The sequence below is a fragment of the Stenotrophomonas humi genome, assembly GCF_001431415.1.
Classification (GTDB): Bacteria; Pseudomonadota; Gammaproteobacteria; order Xanthomonadales; family Xanthomonadaceae; genus Stenotrophomonas; species Stenotrophomonas humi.
The window spans coordinates 17,431-34,046 of sequence record NZ_LDJI01000004.1; the positions used below are offsets into that span (position 1 = coordinate 17,431).

Here is a 16,616-nt window from a genome sequence, read left to right on the forward strand (position 1 = left end):
GACCTGGGGGCGCGGCCGTAGCGGCCGCGTTACCGGTTGCCGCCGTCAACGTAAGGGCGTGACTGAAGGATGACGATATCGTCGCCCACCACCGCCCATTCGATATCCTGTTCAGCACCGCCCAGTGCTTGTTTCGTACCGCGTCCCACCGCGGCCAACCGCGCGATCAATGCATCGGTCAGCACCTGACGCGTGCCGACGATCGGTACCTCACGCACGCCGCCACGGGTATCGGCGACCAGCTGTGTGTCCTCGGCCGAGCGGCTGAGCACCTGCACCGCTTTTGACCAGTTGGAGTACATCACCTGCTCGGCCTGCCGCTTGCCTTCCACCACCCGGATACCCAGCCCACGTTTGGCTGAAATGTAGGTGATGTGGCGGCGGCCCGCGTCGAACGGATCACGGGTGATCATCACTCCGGAGCTGTCCGATGGTGCGGCCAGTTGCACCAGCACGGCCATCGCCACCGCATCCTGGCCGAGTCCGGCGGCACGGCGCGCTTCGTAGGCTTCGAAGTTGTAGACCGATGCCCACACCGCCTGTACCGCGCGCACCAAGGCATCGCCGCGGGTGACGTTGGGTATGGTGGTGTAGAGACCGGCGCCACTGAAGCCGGGCAGGTCCTCGGAGTTGGACGAACTGCGCACGAACACGCCCCGGCCGTGAAGCTGGGCTTCCCATTGCGTCTGCAGCAGACGTGACAGGGCAGCGTCGGGCGCGGCATTGCTGATCTCGTCGCGCAAAGTGGTCAGGGCATTGCGGCGCACCGTTGCATCGGTGGCAAAGCCGGGACGCTGTTGCAGCGCTGCCAGGCGCTGCGGAATCTGCAGACGCAGCATTGCCGCCTGGTACTGCGAGAAGGGAATACAGAAGCCATCCGGTACGCGCGCCGCTGGCGGCAGTGAGGCTTTCAGGGTGCCAAGATTTGCCGCTTTGACGCCGCAATGACGGCTGTCGCGGGCACGCAGGGCGGACAGTGGTTTGAGCGCGGTCACGGAAAGATCAGGCCGAGGCAAGTTCTGGCTGGTGGCCCGCACGGCGGTCGCCGGTGTCCTTGCCGGACGAGCCATCGGCCGTACCCGGTAGTCGTTGCTGCTGACCTCCAACTCCACCCATTGCCCGTTGTATTGGCGCAGGGATGCCTGTGCACCGCGGACATAGGCATTGGGTATGCGCCAGCCCTTGGCCAACAGGTTGACGTGCGACAGCAACGTGGAGGGGCGTTGCGTCACCAGGCCTGCGACCGGGGGCAATGTGATGGGCACTTCGTCCAGCACCACGATGTCCTGCGGCGACAGATCATCGGTTTGCTCAACCGAAGCGATGATGCGCAACCGGCCCTGCGCGCGCCCGGTGTTCAGCGGCAGGAAGCGCTGCTCGCGCAGCAGCGCTTCCTGGGTGACAAAGGGAAGTGCGGCGGCTCGCGCAACCTGCTCATGCAGTGTGGAGTTGGTCTTGAAACGTATGCCGTCGTAGAAGGACGCGTGCACCAGTTGATCGGTCTGCCGGAGCAGGTCCGGCGTGAGCTGGTCGCCCTCCCAGAATTCATAGGTATAGCCGGGCAGGTCACGTTGCCAGCTCACCGTGCCGAACAGGAAGCGCCGCTGCGGATCCTTGTATTGTGCATTGAGCGTGGCCTTGTCCGGCGCCATCAGCCCCTGGCGACGCACGAACTGTTCGTGCAGGTCGTAGCGGGTGGCGTTGATGTAATACATGCGCGCCGGTTCACGCCGATCGATGGTGAAGATCAGATGCGGGATTTCCAGCGGGGTGCCGACGTTGTAGACACGTGCAAGTCGCATGAAGTCATCGCGGCTGCCGATGCGTGGAAGGTGATTGGGCGTCCGCGCATCATCCACAGGCTGCGAGGGTTGTGCCTCCGTACCTTTGCGGTACTCGTAGGGCGATGGCTTGCGGGCGGTCTGTGCCACCACATCCGGGCTGATCAGCGAGAGCGCGCCCAGCCCGGCAAGGAAGGCGAGAGTACGAAGGAGAACAGACGGGGTACGGGCGCTATCCATGGTGCCGTTAGGTAAGGTGGGTGCGGCAGCATAATCGACGGCTGCGCTGGATGAATCACGTCGCGGATCCGGAGGCCTGGCGGCATGAGCCACCGCCTGCCGTGGAATGGTCTGGTGAAGCGTGCCGCGGACTCACGATGCAGCAGGCAGCAGCGTATCCACCAGTACGATCAGGCTGATGATGCCCAGGAGGTTGGCCGTCACCGTCACCCAGAACACACGCTGGAAACTGCGTTTGCGGGTCTTGTGGTTGAACAGTCCCTGCGCCAGCAGGGCGCCCGGCCAGCCACCCAGCAGCGCGATCATGTGCAGCGTGCTTTCGGTGGTCCGCCAGCGGTTACCCTGCGCGGCCGCTTTGTCGCCGACGTAGAAGATCAGCGCGAGCAGGCTCATGCCGCTGATTGCCAGCATCGTCCAGTCCGGGACGAGTTTCAGCATCCAGGCCAACGTCGTGCCAAGCAGAGCCAGCAGTCCGAGAGCAGTACGCGGTAAGCGGTGTGCCGGACCCGCGGATTTTGCTGCGACCTGGGCCTTGCTTGCCGAAGCGGGGCGGATGGTGGTTGCAGTGAGTCTGCCGCGCGCATCCCTGAGTTGCTCATAGCTGATGAGCAGGCCGTTGGCCGGCCGCTGCGATGCGCGTTCGAAGGCCTTGATATGGACGAAGGCACGCTCGCCGCCGCCATTGGGCGAGACGAAACCGAAACCCTTGTCGTCATTCCAGTCCTGAAGTCGTCCTTGGTAACGCATGCGTGCCTCTGCTCTGTCGGTCGCACATTGAAACCCGCGGACGTCGGTATTGTGAAGCAGCAGGGTCAGCTCAGCGCCCTGTAGCCGACGAACAGCAGCAGCGGCACGGTGATCCAGAACAGAAGGCCGATGGCGGTCAGGGTGGTGTCGCCAAAATGTCGGCCCGGAAACAGCACGTGCGTGACCACACGTCCGGTTCCGTGAAACAGAAACTCGATGAACACCTCGTACAACAGGTGCCCGATGAAGCGGAATACCCCGTTCAATAGTCCGCCAGCGATGTCGTCGAGTGGCATGTGGGTGAGTGGCCGGAGCTTCATTGAGCCAGCAGGATAGCCTGATTTTCAAGCTGCTTGTCGTGCAGTGCCAGCTGCTTTCCCAGTAAATAGCCGCAGGCTTTTCGTGGAATATCCAGCAGACAACAACCTGCGCGATTGACAACGGTAGCGCGCACTCGCGGGTATTTTCAATGGTTGATCAGGCGTACTTGGTCGGAAGATGCACGTCAGCGTGCACACGTAGTGACTACCGCTGCGTGGCAACTGGTGTGGGTTCCTCGCGTATCCGCAGGAAACGCGCGAAGCGCGGCAGGCCGTGCACGGTGAGGCCGTTGTAGCGATAGGTGACGAGGCTGCCGATGGCGGGCGGATGGGCGCGCTGCGCATCGTTCAGGCCGCTGCCTATGCGGAAGCGCCTGCCGTCGTCGGCTTGCATCTGCAGGGCGCCCACCATTCCTTCGTACTTTCCCTTGCCGGGGATATAGCCGACGACGCGGGCTTCTGCGTCGTCAAACGGTTTGAGTTTCAGCAGACCTTCGCTGCGACCTGATCTATAGGGATTGTCCTGGTGATGCAGCATCAGCCCTTCGCCACCGGCGGCGACCACACGGCGCAAGTGTGCGTGCAGTGCGGCGCTGTCGGTGAAGCGCTGTTGGGCGATGACTGCCAGGTAGGGGTGGTCGGTTCCGTGAATGAGTTCGCGCATGGTCGCGAATCGTTGTTCGAACGTACCGGGATGCGCAGGCAGGTCGAAGGCCATGAAGCGCAGTGTGCGCCATTGGGCATCATCGGCGGGCGTGCGCCGGACAATGGCACTGATGGTGTCGAAGTTGCCGCGGCTGGACCACAGTTCACCATCGAGAGCGTGCTGTGGCCATGCATGGGTGAACCATGCCGGTGCCGGAATGACGTATCCCGCGCGGCTGATCAGTCGGCGGCCGTCCCAACGGGCGCGGACACCATCGAGCTTTTCGCTGACGAGATAATGGGCGACATCCGGGCGGTCCCGCCATTTTCCGGCCAGCATCAGCGAGGGAGGCGATGCGCTGCTGGAAGTGGGCAGGCAGGACAACAGCAGGCAGCACAGGAACAGACGCAGCATGGTGAACCCTTGCATGGTGAGGGTTGCCAGCGTGGGGTTGGGGAATGGCCCCGGCTATCGGTCGCTGCAGGCCAGCGGGGTAGGAAGGCCGGTGAGCGCAGCGGTGACGCGGAGCTGCTGAGCGCGCGGACCGCTACAGGCCATGAAGTTGTCCGCGCGCGCAACTGCCTCCCTTGTCGCAGGCGGGGGAGGGCAGTTGCTGCACTCAAGTGGTCGATGCCGTTCAGACGCAGGCGTGGCAGCGAACATGCAGTCGTGCGGCTGCCAGAAGCGGGTGCAGCCGCATCTTCCCGACCAATGTCACTCCTGCGGAGAGGGCAAGTCTTGTTGCAGTGATTGCAGGAAATCGCGCACGGCCGGGCCAAAGCGGTCGTAGTCCACCAGGAAGGCGTCGTGGCCCTGTGGTGAATCCATACCGATGAATTGCGTTTCGGCGCCGCCTGCGCGCAGGCCGTCGGCGATCTGCTGTTGCTGTTCGACCGGGAACAGGATGTCGGTGTTGGCGCCGATGGCCAGCGCGCGTTCGACATGGATCTTGGCCAGGCCGGCCATCACATCGCCGTCGGCGTACTCGGCCAGGTCGAACCAGTCCATCGAGCGGCCGAGATAGAGGTAACAGTTCGGGTCGAAGCGGCGTACGAAACGGCGTGCGTGGCCTTCCAGGTAGCTCTCCACCTGGAATTCCAGTCCAAACGGACCATCGTCGGTCAGCTCAGAATCCAGGCGCACGCGGCCAAAACGGCCATCCCATTCCAGCGCGGAACGGTAGGTGATGACGCCCAGCTTGCGCGCCATGCGCATGCCGGATTCGGGATAGCTGTTCTCGTCGTACTCGCCGTTGTTCCAGGCCGGGTCCAGGCGAATGGCTTCGCGTTGCAGCGAGCGGATGGCGATTGAGAAAGGCAGGGCCTGCGCGCTGCCGGAAATGTTGATGTGGGTGCGCGCAATGCCCGGGTGCTGCAGCAGCAGCGCCAGTGCGGTCATGCCGCCCATCGAATTGCCGATCAGACAGGCCAGCTGCGAGATGCCCAGTGCCTTGACCACCTCGGCAGCCGCATTGGCGACATCCTCGATGGACAACTCGGGGAAGGTCAGGCGGTAGGGCTTGCCGCTTGCTGCGTCGAGGGTCGCCGGGCCGGTGGAACCTTTGCAGCTGCCCAGCGAGTTCACGCAGACGACGAACCAGCGGTCGGTATCGATGGGTTTGCCGGGGCCGAGCATCGGTTCCCACCAACCGGGTGCGGGATTGGCGGTACTGCTGGCCGCGTGTGCGTCCGGCGACAGTCCGGTGACGATCAGGATGGCATTGCCCGCATCGGCGGCCAGGGTGCCCCAGGTTTCGTAGGCAACGTGTGCGCCAAGCAGGGCGCCGCCACGCTTCATCGGGAACGGGGACGATAGCGCGTGAAAGCGGCTGCCTTCGGGGATGAATTCAGTCATCGGCCAATTTTAACGGCTGGGAAGGGCGGGCTTTGCAAGCACTGATAACCGGACGCTATTTGAATATGTCCGGGTCAGGGTTGTCCGAGCGTGATTTCCAGTGGCGTTTCGGCAGGCAGGCTGACGCGGACCGGGGCGGAGTCGACATCGCCTTCCTGGCGCATTGCCTTGCCGCTGGCCGAGAGCCGTGCGAAGACTTCCACTTCCTTCAGGGCAGACAGTTTCTGCGTGGGCATCGGGCCGTCGGCATCGTCCAGGGTGACGGTCAGCGGCATGCCCCGCACAGGGTGGCGTTCCACCGCCACCGGCATCGGTGGTCCGCCGGGCACGCGGGCGATGACGAATACAGTGTCCTTGCCCGAGGCAGCACGCGCGGCCAATGACGGTGCCAGGGTGACCGTCACGGTGATGGCGTTTGCCGAACCTGCGGTGGTGGTCGGCGCTGCAGAGGAGGATTCCGTGGTGGCCCTGCCGCGTGCGATGTCGATCTGCTCCTGCAGTGCGGCGGCTGCAGCCGGTTCCAGTTTCGGTAGCAGGCTTTCCCAGGTACGGGCAGCGTCGTCATTCTGGCCACGTTGGCGCTGCACGATGCCAATCAACCAGATGGCGCGCTCGTTGTCGGGCGCCAGGCTGCGTGCATGCTGCAGCCACTGCGCGGCGGTGTCATCGAACAGGAAGTCGGGCGCGGCCTGGGCGCGGGTCTGTGCGGCTTCCACCAGCAGGCCTGGCTCGTCCGGAGCCAGCTTCACTGCGCGTTGATACGACTCAGCGGCATCGGCGACCTTGCCGACCTCCAGTTGCGAGCGTGCCAGCAACACCCAGCCATCCATGCGTTCGGGGTTCTGCTGCAGTACCGATTGCAGTTGGGCGATACCGTCCTCGATGGTCTGCGGTGCCGTCGCACTGGCCTGCGGCTGCAAGGCTGCGGGTGTGCCCAGCCATTGGTAGAGGCCGAGCGTGGCCACCACCAGCGTGCCTACCAGGGTGGCCCAGATACCGCGCTTGCCGCTGCGCCACAACGGCCATAGTGTGAGCCCGGTGGTGACGGCGGCGAGCAGTGCCGCGCCAGCCAGGAAAGCGGTATTCACCATTCGCGATCTTCCTGTGCGTGCTCATCGGCTGCGGTTGCCGGCAGCGCGCGTGCACGTCGGCGTACCTGGATCACCAACACCACCGCGCCGGCAAGCAGCAGCAGGCCGGGGCCGAACCACAGCAGTGCGGTGCCGGGTTCCATCGCCGGGCGGTACAGCACGAACTCGCCGTAGCGCTCGACCAGGAACTGCTTGATCTGCGCATCGCTGCGGCCTTCATGCATCAGCGTCAGCACTTCGCGGCGCAGGTCGTGGGCGATCTGTGCATTGGAGTCTGCCAGCGACTGGTTCTGGCATTGCACGCAGCGCAGTTCGGCAGTGAGTGCGTGGAAGCGTGCTTCTTCAGCGCGGTCGCGATACTGCAGCGGGGTGGGGTCGCCTGCCGGTTGGGCGCTGGCGGCCAGTGCCATGCCCAGCCACAGCAACGCGCCGGCCATCCATTTCATCGTGCAGCGCCCATGTCAGGAGCGCGTCTGCCCCCGGCTTCGGCTTCGACCTTCTCCAGTACCGGGATCAGTTGCTGATCGAGCACGTCCTGGGTGATGGCGCCGCTGTACTTCCAGCGCACGATGCCGCTGCCATCGACCAGGAAGGTTTCCGGTGCGGCGACGATGCCCCAGTCCAGCGCGGTGCGGCCTTCCTCGTCGGCCAGCACCACCATGTACGGATTGCCCAGCTGCTCCAGCCAGCGCAGTGCATCGGCGCGCTCGTCTTTCCAGTTGTAGCCGACTACGCGCACCCGCTTGGTTTCGGCGAACCGGGTGAGGACCGGATGTTCATCGCGGCAGGCCGGGCACCAGCTGCCCCAGACATTGAGCAGATACGGTGCGCCGCGAAGCTGGGTGTCGCTGACCTGCACGCTCGGGTCGTGAAGCACCGGCAACGAGAACGACGGGGCGGGTTTGCCGATCAGCGCCGAGGGCAGGGTGTCGCGGTCAGGGCGGTCCGAACGGCTCACGCCATACAGCATCAGTCCCAGCAGGCCGAGGAAGAACAGCGCGCCAATGACGATGGCGACCAGCGGCAGGCGGTGTGGTTTGTTGGATTCGGGAGGTGTCGAGGGGGTCATTGGGTTTTACCAGGCAGCCGGCGGAAGCGACGGTCGACGGCGGTGATGAAGCCGCCCAGGGCCATCAACGCGGCGCCCAGCCAGATCCAGCGGACAAAGGGTTTGATCTGCACACGCACGGCCCAGGAGCCGTCGCCCAGTGATTCTCCCAGTGCGACATAGATATCGCCACCCAGCGCGGGATGAATGCCGGCTTCGGTCATCGGCTGGCCGCCGCTGGCATACATGCGTTTTTCGGGATGGAGCCGGGTGATCAGCGTGTCGTCGCGCAGCACCTTCAGGTGGCCGCGATCAGAGTGATAGTTGGGGCCTTCGCTGGCATCCACGCCTTCAAATACCAACGTGTAGCCACCTGCATTCACGGACTGGCCGGGTGCCAAAGCCACTTCGTGCTGCACGTTGAGCGCTTCCACCAGCAGGGCGCCGACCAGGAACACCGCAATGCCCAGATGTCCGATCAGCATGCCGGTCATCTCGGCAGACAAACGGCCGCCGTTGCGCAGGCGTGTCCACAGGTAGTACAGCGTGCCGCCGGCCACCCACGCCGCGCCGGCAATGCCGGCGGCGGCCTTGAGCTTGCCCTGGGGGGCCATGAACCAGCCGACCACGCCCAGCACCACCGCCAGCAGCGCCCACGGTGCCAGCAAGGCGAGCGGGCGCATGCCCTGTTCACGCTGCCAGCGGGTCAGCGGGCCGAACGGCAGCAGCAACACCAGTGGCGCCATCAGCACCACGAACAGCGTGCCGAAGTAGGGCGGCCCCACCGATACCTTGCCCAGGTCCAGCGCATCGGCAAGCAGGGGATAGAGCGTGCCCAGCAGCACCATCGCGCAGGCGCAGGTGAGCAGAAGGTTGTTCGCAAGCAGCAGCGTTTCGCGCGAATTGAGGGCGAAGGCGCGATTGGTGGAGCGTGCATTGCCGCCAACCGACGGCGCGCGCAGTACGTACAGCAGCAGCGAGCTGCCGACCACCAGCGCAAGGAAGATCAGGATGAACAAGCCGCGCGCGGGGTCGGCGGCGAAGGAGTGCACGCTGGTCAGCACGCCCGAGCGCACCAGGAACGTCCCCAGCAACGACAGCGCGAAGGCGGCGATGGCGAGCAGCAACGTCCATCCGATGAATACGCCGCGCTTCTCGGTGGCGGCCTGCGAATGCAGCAACGCCGCACCCACCAGCCACGGCATGAAACTGGCGTTTTCCACCGGGTCCCAGAACCACCAACCGCCCCAGCCGAGTTCGTAATAGGCCCACCAGCTGCCCAGCGCGATGCCAAGGGTAAGGAAGCCCCACGCGGCGTTGGTCCAGGGCCGTGTCCAGCGCAGCCAGCGCACGTCGATATGGCCGTCGAGCAGGGCGGCGATGGCGAAGGCGAACGGTACGACAAAGCCGACGTAGCCGATGTACAGCAACGGCGGATGGATGATCAGCCCCGGGTCCTGCAGCAACGGGTTGAGGTCATGGCCTTCGCCAGGCGACGGCAACAGCCGTGCGAACGGGTTGGAGGTGAACAACAGGAAGGCCAGGAAGCCCACGCTGATCATGCCCATCACCGACAGCACACGGGCCATCACCGGGTCGGGCAGCTGGCGCGAAAACGCGCTTACCGCCGCACTCCACAGTGCCAGTACCAATGTCCACAACAGCAACGAACCTTCGTGCGCGCCCCATACCGCCGAGTAGCGGTAAATCATCGGCAGCAGCGAGTTGGAGTTTTCCGCGACGTAGCGCAGCGAGAAATCCTGGCGGACGAAGGCGATGGTCAGCACCACGAAGGCGCCCAGCACCATGGCCAGCTGCAGCATGGCGGCGGGGCGTGCGATGGCCATCAGCGTGGGCTGTCGGCGTTGTGCCCCGACCAGCGGAAGAACGCTCTGCAGCAGTGCTGCAAGCAGCGAAAGGATCAGCAGTACCTGTCCGATTTCAGCGAGCACTCAGGGCGTTTCCATTGCAGGGGCGGTAGCCGGGACCTGATGCTTGGTATGTGCCTGGCCCATCTTGTCGGCCAGCTCCTTGGGCATGTAGGTCTCGTCGTGTTTGGCCAGAACGTCCTCGGCCACGAACACGCCATCGATCATGCGCCCGGTGGCAACCACGGCCTGACCCTCACGGAACAGGTCGGGCAGGATGCGGTCGTAGCTGACCGGAAGCATGGCGTCGCCGTCGGTCACCTCGAAACGCGCCAGCAATGCGCCGGGTTCCCGTTTGAACGAACCTTTGCCGACCATCCCGCCCAGACGGAACCGCGCCTCTGGCGGGACCTTGCCGGCGTGTACTTCGGCCGGCGTATAGAGATAGGCGATGTTGCGCTGCAGGGCGGTGGCCACCAGGGCAACCGCGATCCCGGCGACGGCCAGCACCAGCACCACCAGCAACAGACGACGGCGTTGGGTAGGGCTCATCGGCTCAACTCCTCTTCCACCGGCGTGGCGGCAGCACGCTTGGCGCGGACCACGCGGTTGCGGGCTTCACGCAGTTGTTGACGGATCTGCAGGCGCGGCACGATGAAATCCCAGGCCAGCACAATGAAGAAAACGGCATACGCCATGGCCACGTACTTGAAATAGCTCATGACGATTTCTCCATCCGCTCACGCAGCCACGCCTTGCCGGTTTCGCGCCGCAGGTTGTCGGCGCGTGCGCGTGACAGCAGTGAGCCGACAAACCAGAACTTGGTGGCCAGCACCATGATCCACAGCGGCAGCACCATGCTGCTGTCCATGCTGGATTCGCCGAACACGCGGATGGTCTGCCCTTGGTGCAGCGAGTTCCACCACAGTACCGAGTAGCGGATGACCGGCAGCAGCGCCACACCGACGATGGACAGCAGGCCTGCGGCACGCGCGGCCGCGCGGCGGTCGTCGATGGCGCCGTACAGGCCCATCACGCCGAGGTAGAGGAACAGCAGGATCAGTTCGGTGGTCAGCCGTGGGTCCCAATCCCACCAGGTGCCCCACATCGGCTTGCCCCAGATGCTGCCGGTCAACAGCGTGATCAGAGTGAACGCTGCGCCGATCGGTGCGCAGGCCATGGCCAGGATCTCGCACAGTTTGATGCGCCATATCAGCGCGATGGCACTGTAGAAGGCCATCAATCCGAACACGAACAGGCTCATCCATGCCGCTGGCACGTGGATGTAGAGGATGCGGAAGCTGTCACCCTGCTGGTAGTCGGCCGGCACCACCGCCAGCGCCTGCCACAGGCCGTAGCCGAACAGCGGCAGCGAAATGACGTAACACCACGTTGACCAGCGGGCGGCGAAGGTGTCGAAGTAGGGCGGAGAGCCCAGCTTGTGAAACCAACCTACTAAACCTTTGAACATCCGCTCGCTCGCTGAGGAAGACCAAGGCCAGATCGCATGGAGCGTCCCGGCCGGCTGGGTACCGCGCAGGGGCGGCGCCGTTGCTGTTTCAGACCCGGCTCAAGATACCTGAAATCTACCGGGTGGTCGGCCAATACGAGGCCTGCAGGGCGGCGTGCGACCAACGGTCGCAGCGGAACATGCCCGATGCACTCACGCTGCGCTGCGGCAAAACCCGATCAAGTGCGCGGCAGCACGCCGGACAGGAACAGGCGCACCGCCAGCCGCGCCTGTTGCTTGGCATGCGGAACATCGTCTGGACTCATGCGGCCGTTGACCGAGCGCAGGATCAGGCCACCGATCACCATCATGTAGAACAGGTGGGCACTGCGGTCGGGATCTTCCACATACAGGCGGCCGGCTTCGGTCTCGCGTTGGAAGTACTCATTCAACAGCGCTTCCATCGGTTCCACGCCATGGGCCTGGAACCAGTCACGCAGCTCCGGCAGGCGCATGCCCTCGGAGATGACCACGCGGTGGCAGGCAATCCGTGCGGGAGTGAGAATTTCCTCGACCATCCGGTAGGCGGCCTGTTCAAGCGCTTCATCCGGCGGCAGCGGGGACTGCATCAACTCGTCCAGGCTCTGCCCGAAGCTGTCGATGCTGCGCTCCATCAATGCATGCACCAATCCGGTCTTGTCGCCGAATGCGCGGTACAGGGTAGCCATGGAGCCGCCGGCGCGTTTGACGATGTCGGACAGCCGTGCGGCCTGGTAGCCCTTCTCGTTGAACACTTCGGTCGCTGCTTCGAGGAATTTCTCCACGCGCAGTTCGCCGCGGCGCTGCAGTTCGACCGCAGGGCGGGGCGGGAGGGAGGGTTTCCCCGTTTCCGAGGTGTTCGGGCGGTGCCGGTTGGACATGGTGGGCAACAGGGCCATGAAGCAGGCTGAGAGAATACCGTTGTTTGCGCGGTATACGAATTACGAATTGGCGATGCGGATGGCGGCCGCGGCGGTGAGCGGGGCCAGCAGGGCGCAGACCACCAGTCCGGCAGCGAGCATCAGCAGCGGACCGGCGGGGTCGAAGCCCCGGGCAGCCAGGGCCACGGCACCCGCACCGAAAACCAGAACCGGTACGTACAGCGGCAACACCAGCAAAGCGAGCAGGATGCCGGCGCGGCGCATGCCCACGGTCAGGGCGGCGACCACCGCGCCCAGCAGGCTCAGCAGCGGCGTGCCCAGTGCCAGTGCGGCCAGCAGCGCCGGCAGCTGTTCGCGCGGCAGGTGCATCAGCTCGGCCAGCAACGGGCTGACCAGAACCAGGGGGAAGGCGGTGGTCAGCCAATGCGAGAACACCCGCACCGCGACCAGCCATGCCAGCGGAACGGGCGACAACAGCCACTGTTCCAGCGAGCCATCCTCGGCATCGCTGCGGAACAGGGTGTCCAGCGACAACAGGCCGGCCAGCAGGATGGACAGCCACAACACGGCCGAGGCCACGCTCTGCAGCAGTTCCGGCTCCCCGCCCAGTGCCAGTGCGAACAGCGCCACCACCAGCACGGCGAACAGAATGGGCTGTGCCGCATCGCCGCGCCGCCGCCACAACAACCGCAGGTCGCGTGCGAGCAGGGACTTGGCGGCGGTCATCAAGGTGGGCCGCGGACCGGGCAGGCTCATGCGGCGTGCTCCTGCGGTTGGGCGCTGGCAAGCACCAGGGTGCGGTTGCGGACCGGCGGCGCCGCGTAGGCACCGTGCGTGGTGACCAGTGCGGCACCACCGCTGCGCAGGTGTGCGGAGATCATGCGATTGACCAGATTGATGCCATCCAGGTCCAGGTTGGCGTAAGGCTCATCGAGCAGCCACAACGGTGCGGGCGACAACCACACGCGCGCCAGCGAGAGACGCTTTTTCTGCCCGGCGGAGAGCTGCCGCACCAGCGTGTCCTCATAGCCGGCCAGGCCGACGATGGCCAGGGCATTGCCCGGCATCTGCCGCGCGCGACGCCCTTGCAGGCCGCACATCAGGTGCAGGTTCTCCAGCGTGCCCAGGTCCTGCTTGAGCGCGGTGAGGTGGCTTAGATAGGCCATGTAGCGGGAGCGCTCGTTGCTGTTGGCCGGCCGGCCGTCGATGTCGATCTGGCCATCATCCGGGCGCAGCAGCCCGGCCAGCACGCGCAACAGCGTGGTCTTGCCGGCGCCATTGCCGCCCTGTACCAGCAGCGCTTCGCCGGCATCCACATGCAGGTCCAGCGGGCCGAACACCGGGTCATCATTGCGGGTGAAGCGCAGGCCGCGTGCGGCGAGCAGCGGCGGGGTGTTCGGGGAATCAATCATCGGATCGGCGCTTCCGTCCTTGGGGTGGCAGCGCAGGCTGGCTGGCGCATGGGGCGGCGGCATTATAGACCCGCCCTGATGGGCCATATGAGGCAGGATCGCGCGCAGCGCGCGCTGTCCCCCTGCTGCCGGCTTTGCGTACACTCGCTGCTCTCTTCCCCCGTGTGTACGTACCGATGCAGCCGCAGACCAAGTTGCCCAAGGTGGGCACCACCATTTTCACCGTGATGTCGCAGATGGCCGCCGAGCATGGCGCCGTGAATCTGGGGCAGGGTTTTCCGGATTTCCCGGCACCGCAGCGCCTGGTCGACGAAACCGCCAAGGCCATGCGCGAGGGTTTCAACCAATACGCGCCGATGACCGGCGTGGCACCGCTGCGCCAGGCCATCGCGCAGAAGGCGTTGGATTGCTACGGCGCGCAGGTCGACCCGGACAGCGAGATCACGGTCACCTCCGGTGGTACCGAAGCCATCTTCAATGCGATCCATGCCGTGGTGCGGGCAGGGGATGAAGTGATCGTGCTCGACCCGGCCTACGACTGCTACGAGCCGGCCATCGACCTGGCCGGTGCGCGTGCCGTGCATGTGGCGTTGGACCCGCAGACCTTCGCGGTTGACTGGGACAAGGTGCGCGCGGCGATCACACCCAAGACCCGCATGCTGATGGTCAACACGCCACATAACCCGTCCGGCGCGATGTTGTCCGCTGCCGACATGCAGGCGCTGATCGAAGTGCTGCGTGGCACCGATATCTATCTGATTTCCGATGAGGTGTACGAGCACATCATCTATGACGGCGTGCGTCACGAATCGGCATTGCGTTACCCGGAACTGCGCGAGCGCGCATTCGTCATTTCAAGTTTCGGCAAGACTTACCATTGCACCGGCTGGAAGATCGGCTACGCCATCGCGCCGCCGGCAATGACTGCCGAGTTCCGCAAGGTCCATCAGTACAACACCTTCACCACTTTCAGCCCGGCGCAATATGGCTTTGCCGCGATGATCCGTGACGAGCCGGAGCATCACCTGGAGCTGGGGGCGTTCTATCAGGCAAAGCGTGACCGTTTCCGCGACCAGCTGCTGACCACTCGCCTGAAGCCGTTGCCTGTTCCCGGTGGCTATTTCCAGCTGGTGGATTATTCGGCGATCAGTGACCTGCCCGATCATGAGTTCGTGAAGTGGCTGACCATCGAGAAGGGCGTCACCGCCATCCCGCTGTCACCGTTCTATGAAACGCCACCGGCCGGGCAGCGCCTGGTCCGCCTGTGCTTCGCCAAGAACGACGCCACGCTGGATGCTGCGATCGAGCGACTGCAGAAACTGTGATTCAAGGGCGGGGAGCGAGGAATAGGGGCGGGGAATGAAAGCTTCCTCGTTCCTGGTATGTACCTTCCTCGTTCGTGCTCTCCCGTTCCCTGTTCTCCATTTCCCCATTCCCGGCTTTTGAAAAATGAATGACCTTCGCATTTCCCTGGTGCAGGGCGACACCCGCTGGCATGACCCAGAGGCCAATCGCGCGTACTACGGCGCCTTGCTGGCACCGCTGGCAGGCACGACGGATCTGGTGATCCTGCCGGAGACGTTCACCAGCGGCTTTTCCAACGACGCTGTCGACAAGGCCGAGGACATGGATGGCCCCACTGTCGCGTGGATCCGAGAACAGGCGCGCGCGCTGAATGCGGTCGTCACCGGCAGCGTGCAGCTGCGTGTGGGCGAGGGCGTCTACAACCGACTGCTATGGGCCGCGCCGGACGGTGATCTGCAGTATTACGACAAGCGTCATCTGTTCCGTTTCGGCGGTGAGCACAAGCGCTACGCGGCCGGCGAAGCGCGCCTGTGCGTGGAGTTGAAAGGCTGGCGGATCAATCCACAGATCTGCTATGACCTGCGTTTCCCGGTGTTCTGCCGCAATCGCTTCGATGTAGAGCGGCCTGGGCAGATGGATTTCGACCTGCAGATCTTCGTCGCCAACTGGCCGTCGGCACGCGCTTACGCGTGGCAGACGCTGGCACGCGCACGTGCGATCGAAAACCTGTGCTACGTGGCCATCGTCAATCGTGTCGGCGTGGATGGAAATGGGCTGCATTATTCCGGTGACAGTGCGGTGATCGATTTTCTCGGTCAGCCGCAGCTGGAAATCCGCGAGCGCGAACAAGTTGTCACCACCACCATTTCAGCGGCGGCATTGGCAACCCATCGCGAGCGTTTCCCGGCGATGCTGGATGCCGATGCATTCACGCTTCCCGGCCCGGCGGCGGCTCGCTGAACCTCAACCCGATGTGGCGTCATTGACTGCGCTGCAAGACCGGATCGGGCTGGTAGGCTCGACATCGGTTTCAACACGCAGGAGGCTGCAACCATGAAATTCACGATGGCAGTATTGGTGTTGTTGGCAGCAGCGGGCCTGATGCCGGCAGCACAGGCCGCGGGCAATATCGATTGCGAGTTGCGTTACAACTTGTCCGGTTGGTCGGCGTTCTACAAAACGGCGTCGGGCACGGGAACGATCACCTGTGACAACGGGACGAGCATACCGGTCAGGATCAGCGCCAAGGGCGGCGGCTTGACGGTGGGTCGTACCACCATCACCGATGGCCGTGGCAAATTCACCGGGGCATATTCCACCAATGACCTGCTCGGCACCTATGCTGCCGCCGAGGTGCATGCCAGTGCGTCGCGCGCCAGCGATGCACAGGTGATGACCAAGGGTGATGTCTCGCTGGCACTTGCGGGCACCGGCCGTGGCTGGAGCCTGGGTGTGGGCTTCGGCAATTTCGTGATTGAACGTCGCTGAGGCAATGCTTGAGATTCAGAGCTTCTGGATTGAAAGCTCCTGAATTGAATACCCCTCTCCCGTAGGCGGGAGTGGGGGGGGGAGAGAGGGCGCTTTTATGAGTAAGCAAAGCAAGAGCGCCCCTCATCCGCGCTTCGGGCACCTTCTCCCGCTTAAGGGAGAAGTGACCACAGCAGCAACCGCCAAAGCCAACGCGGTCACCCCTCCGTAGTCCCCGGAAACGCCCTCAGCGGGACCCACACAATCGACTTTGCGCATTCCGGTACTACGCGAATTCCTTCTGTGCAGCTGGCGCAGAATCCATCCTCGCTCCGGTTCCAGCACAAGCGGCGGTTCCATCTGCCGCCGGCATTCGCCGGGTGGCTGTTGTCGTAGATGTGCCTTGTCGACAGATCGGGCAGTCGCTCGTCCAGCGTGAGCCGCGAGCGGTCGAGGCGTTGCCGGAT

General features: G+C 64.4%; 18 protein-coding genes. 3 read left to right on the top strand and 15 right to left on the bottom strand.

The window, feature by feature from the left end:
* Positions 1-29: 29 nt before the first annotated feature.
* From ABB26_RS01430 to ccmA, 15 genes are all read right to left on the bottom strand, one after another.
* A complete protein-coding gene (locus ABB26_RS01430; protein WP_057631796.1) occupies positions 30-2,021 on the bottom strand; it encodes a PEP/pyruvate-binding domain-containing protein in 1,992 nt (663 codons plus the stop codon).
* A 132-nt stretch (positions 2,022-2,153) separates the two neighbouring features.
* The gene (locus ABB26_RS01435; protein ID WP_057631797.1) at positions 2,154-2,768 is read right to left on the bottom strand and encodes a DUF1294 domain-containing protein; all 615 of its coding nucleotides are present in this window, start codon (positions 2,766-2,768) and stop codon (positions 2,154-2,156) included.
* Between the two features lie 65 nt (positions 2,769-2,833).
* Positions 2,834-3,064 carry a hypothetical protein gene (locus ABB26_RS01440; RefSeq protein WP_057631798.1) on the bottom strand — a complete coding sequence of 77 codons (231 nt, stop codon included), beginning with the start codon at positions 3,062-3,064 and terminating at the stop codon, positions 2,834-2,836.
* A 229-nt stretch (positions 3,065-3,293) separates the two neighbouring features.
* A complete protein-coding gene (locus ABB26_RS01445) occupies positions 3,294-4,163 on the bottom strand; it encodes a DNA ligase (RefSeq protein WP_057631799.1) in 870 nt (289 codons plus the stop codon).
* Positions 4,164-4,448: 285 nt separating this feature from the next.
* Positions 4,449-5,588 (bottom strand): homoserine O-acetyltransferase MetX, encoded by a 1,140-nt coding sequence (metX, locus tag ABB26_RS01450; protein ID WP_057631800.1) that lies wholly within the window; start codon positions 5,586-5,588, stop codon positions 4,449-4,451.
* Positions 5,589-5,662: 74 nt separating this feature from the next.
* Positions 5,663-6,679: a tetratricopeptide repeat protein gene (locus ABB26_RS01455; protein WP_057631801.1), complete on the bottom strand. Its 1,017-nt coding sequence runs from the start codon at positions 6,677-6,679 to the stop codon at positions 5,663-5,665.
* Entirely contained in the window at positions 6,673-7,125 is a 453-nt protein-coding gene (locus tag ABB26_RS01460) for a cytochrome c-type biogenesis protein (protein WP_057631802.1), read from the bottom strand. The genes ABB26_RS01455 and ABB26_RS01460 overlap by 7 nt, the downstream gene beginning before the upstream one ends.
* Positions 7,122-7,748, bottom strand: coding sequence for a DsbE family thiol:disulfide interchange protein (locus ABB26_RS01465; protein WP_057631803.1), 627 nt, complete (start codon positions 7,746-7,748; stop codon positions 7,122-7,124). The genes ABB26_RS01460 and ABB26_RS01465 overlap by 4 nt, the downstream gene beginning before the upstream one ends.
* Positions 7,745-9,679 (bottom strand): heme lyase CcmF/NrfE family subunit, encoded by a 1,935-nt coding sequence (locus ABB26_RS01470; protein WP_057631804.1) that lies wholly within the window; start codon positions 9,677-9,679, stop codon positions 7,745-7,747. Before ABB26_RS01470 ends, ABB26_RS01465 begins: the two co-directional genes overlap by 4 nt.
* A complete protein-coding gene (gene ccmE / locus ABB26_RS01475; RefSeq protein WP_057631805.1) occupies positions 9,680-10,147 on the bottom strand; it encodes a cytochrome c maturation protein CcmE in 468 nt (155 codons plus the stop codon).
* The gene (locus tag ABB26_RS01480; protein ID WP_057631806.1) at positions 10,144-10,317 is read right to left on the bottom strand and encodes a heme exporter protein CcmD; all 174 of its coding nucleotides are present in this window, start codon (positions 10,315-10,317) and stop codon (positions 10,144-10,146) included. Before ABB26_RS01480 ends, ccmE begins: the two co-directional genes overlap by 4 nt.
* Positions 10,314-11,066 carry a heme ABC transporter permease CcmC gene (ccmC, locus tag ABB26_RS01485; protein ID WP_057631807.1) on the bottom strand — a complete coding sequence of 251 codons (753 nt, stop codon included), beginning with the start codon at positions 11,064-11,066 and terminating at the stop codon, positions 10,314-10,316. The genes ABB26_RS01480 and ccmC overlap by 4 nt, the downstream gene beginning before the upstream one ends.
* A 218-nt stretch (positions 11,067-11,284) precedes the next feature.
* Positions 11,285-11,983: a TetR/AcrR family transcriptional regulator gene (locus tag ABB26_RS01490; protein ID WP_057631808.1), complete on the bottom strand. Its 699-nt coding sequence runs from the start codon at positions 11,981-11,983 to the stop codon at positions 11,285-11,287.
* 42 nt (positions 11,984-12,025) lie between these two features.
* Positions 12,026-12,721, bottom strand: coding sequence for a heme exporter protein CcmB (gene ccmB, locus ABB26_RS01495; RefSeq protein ID WP_057631809.1), 696 nt, complete (start codon positions 12,719-12,721; stop codon positions 12,026-12,028).
* Entirely contained in the window at positions 12,718-13,377 is a 660-nt protein-coding gene (gene ccmA, locus ABB26_RS01500; RefSeq protein ID WP_057632005.1) for a heme ABC exporter ATP-binding protein CcmA, read from the bottom strand. Before ccmA ends, ccmB begins: the two co-directional genes overlap by 4 nt.
* Positions 13,378-13,553: 176 nt before the next feature.
* On the opposite strand from ccmA, the gene ABB26_RS01505 reads away from it, so the two are divergent.
* From ABB26_RS01505 to ABB26_RS01515, 3 genes are all read left to right on the top strand, one after another.
* Positions 13,554-14,702 carry a pyridoxal phosphate-dependent aminotransferase gene (locus tag ABB26_RS01505; protein ID WP_057631810.1) on the top strand — a complete coding sequence of 383 codons (1,149 nt, stop codon included), beginning with the start codon at positions 13,554-13,556 and terminating at the stop codon, positions 14,700-14,702.
* A gap of 124 nt (positions 14,703-14,826) precedes the next feature.
* Positions 14,827-15,642 (top strand): amidohydrolase, encoded by an 816-nt coding sequence (locus ABB26_RS01510; RefSeq protein ID WP_057631811.1) that lies wholly within the window; start codon positions 14,827-14,829, stop codon positions 15,640-15,642.
* Positions 15,643-15,735: 93 nt separating this feature from the next.
* Positions 15,736-16,170 (top strand): hypothetical protein, encoded by a 435-nt coding sequence (locus ABB26_RS01515; protein WP_057631812.1) that lies wholly within the window; start codon positions 15,736-15,738, stop codon positions 16,168-16,170.
* Positions 16,171-16,616: the final 446 nt, after the last annotated feature.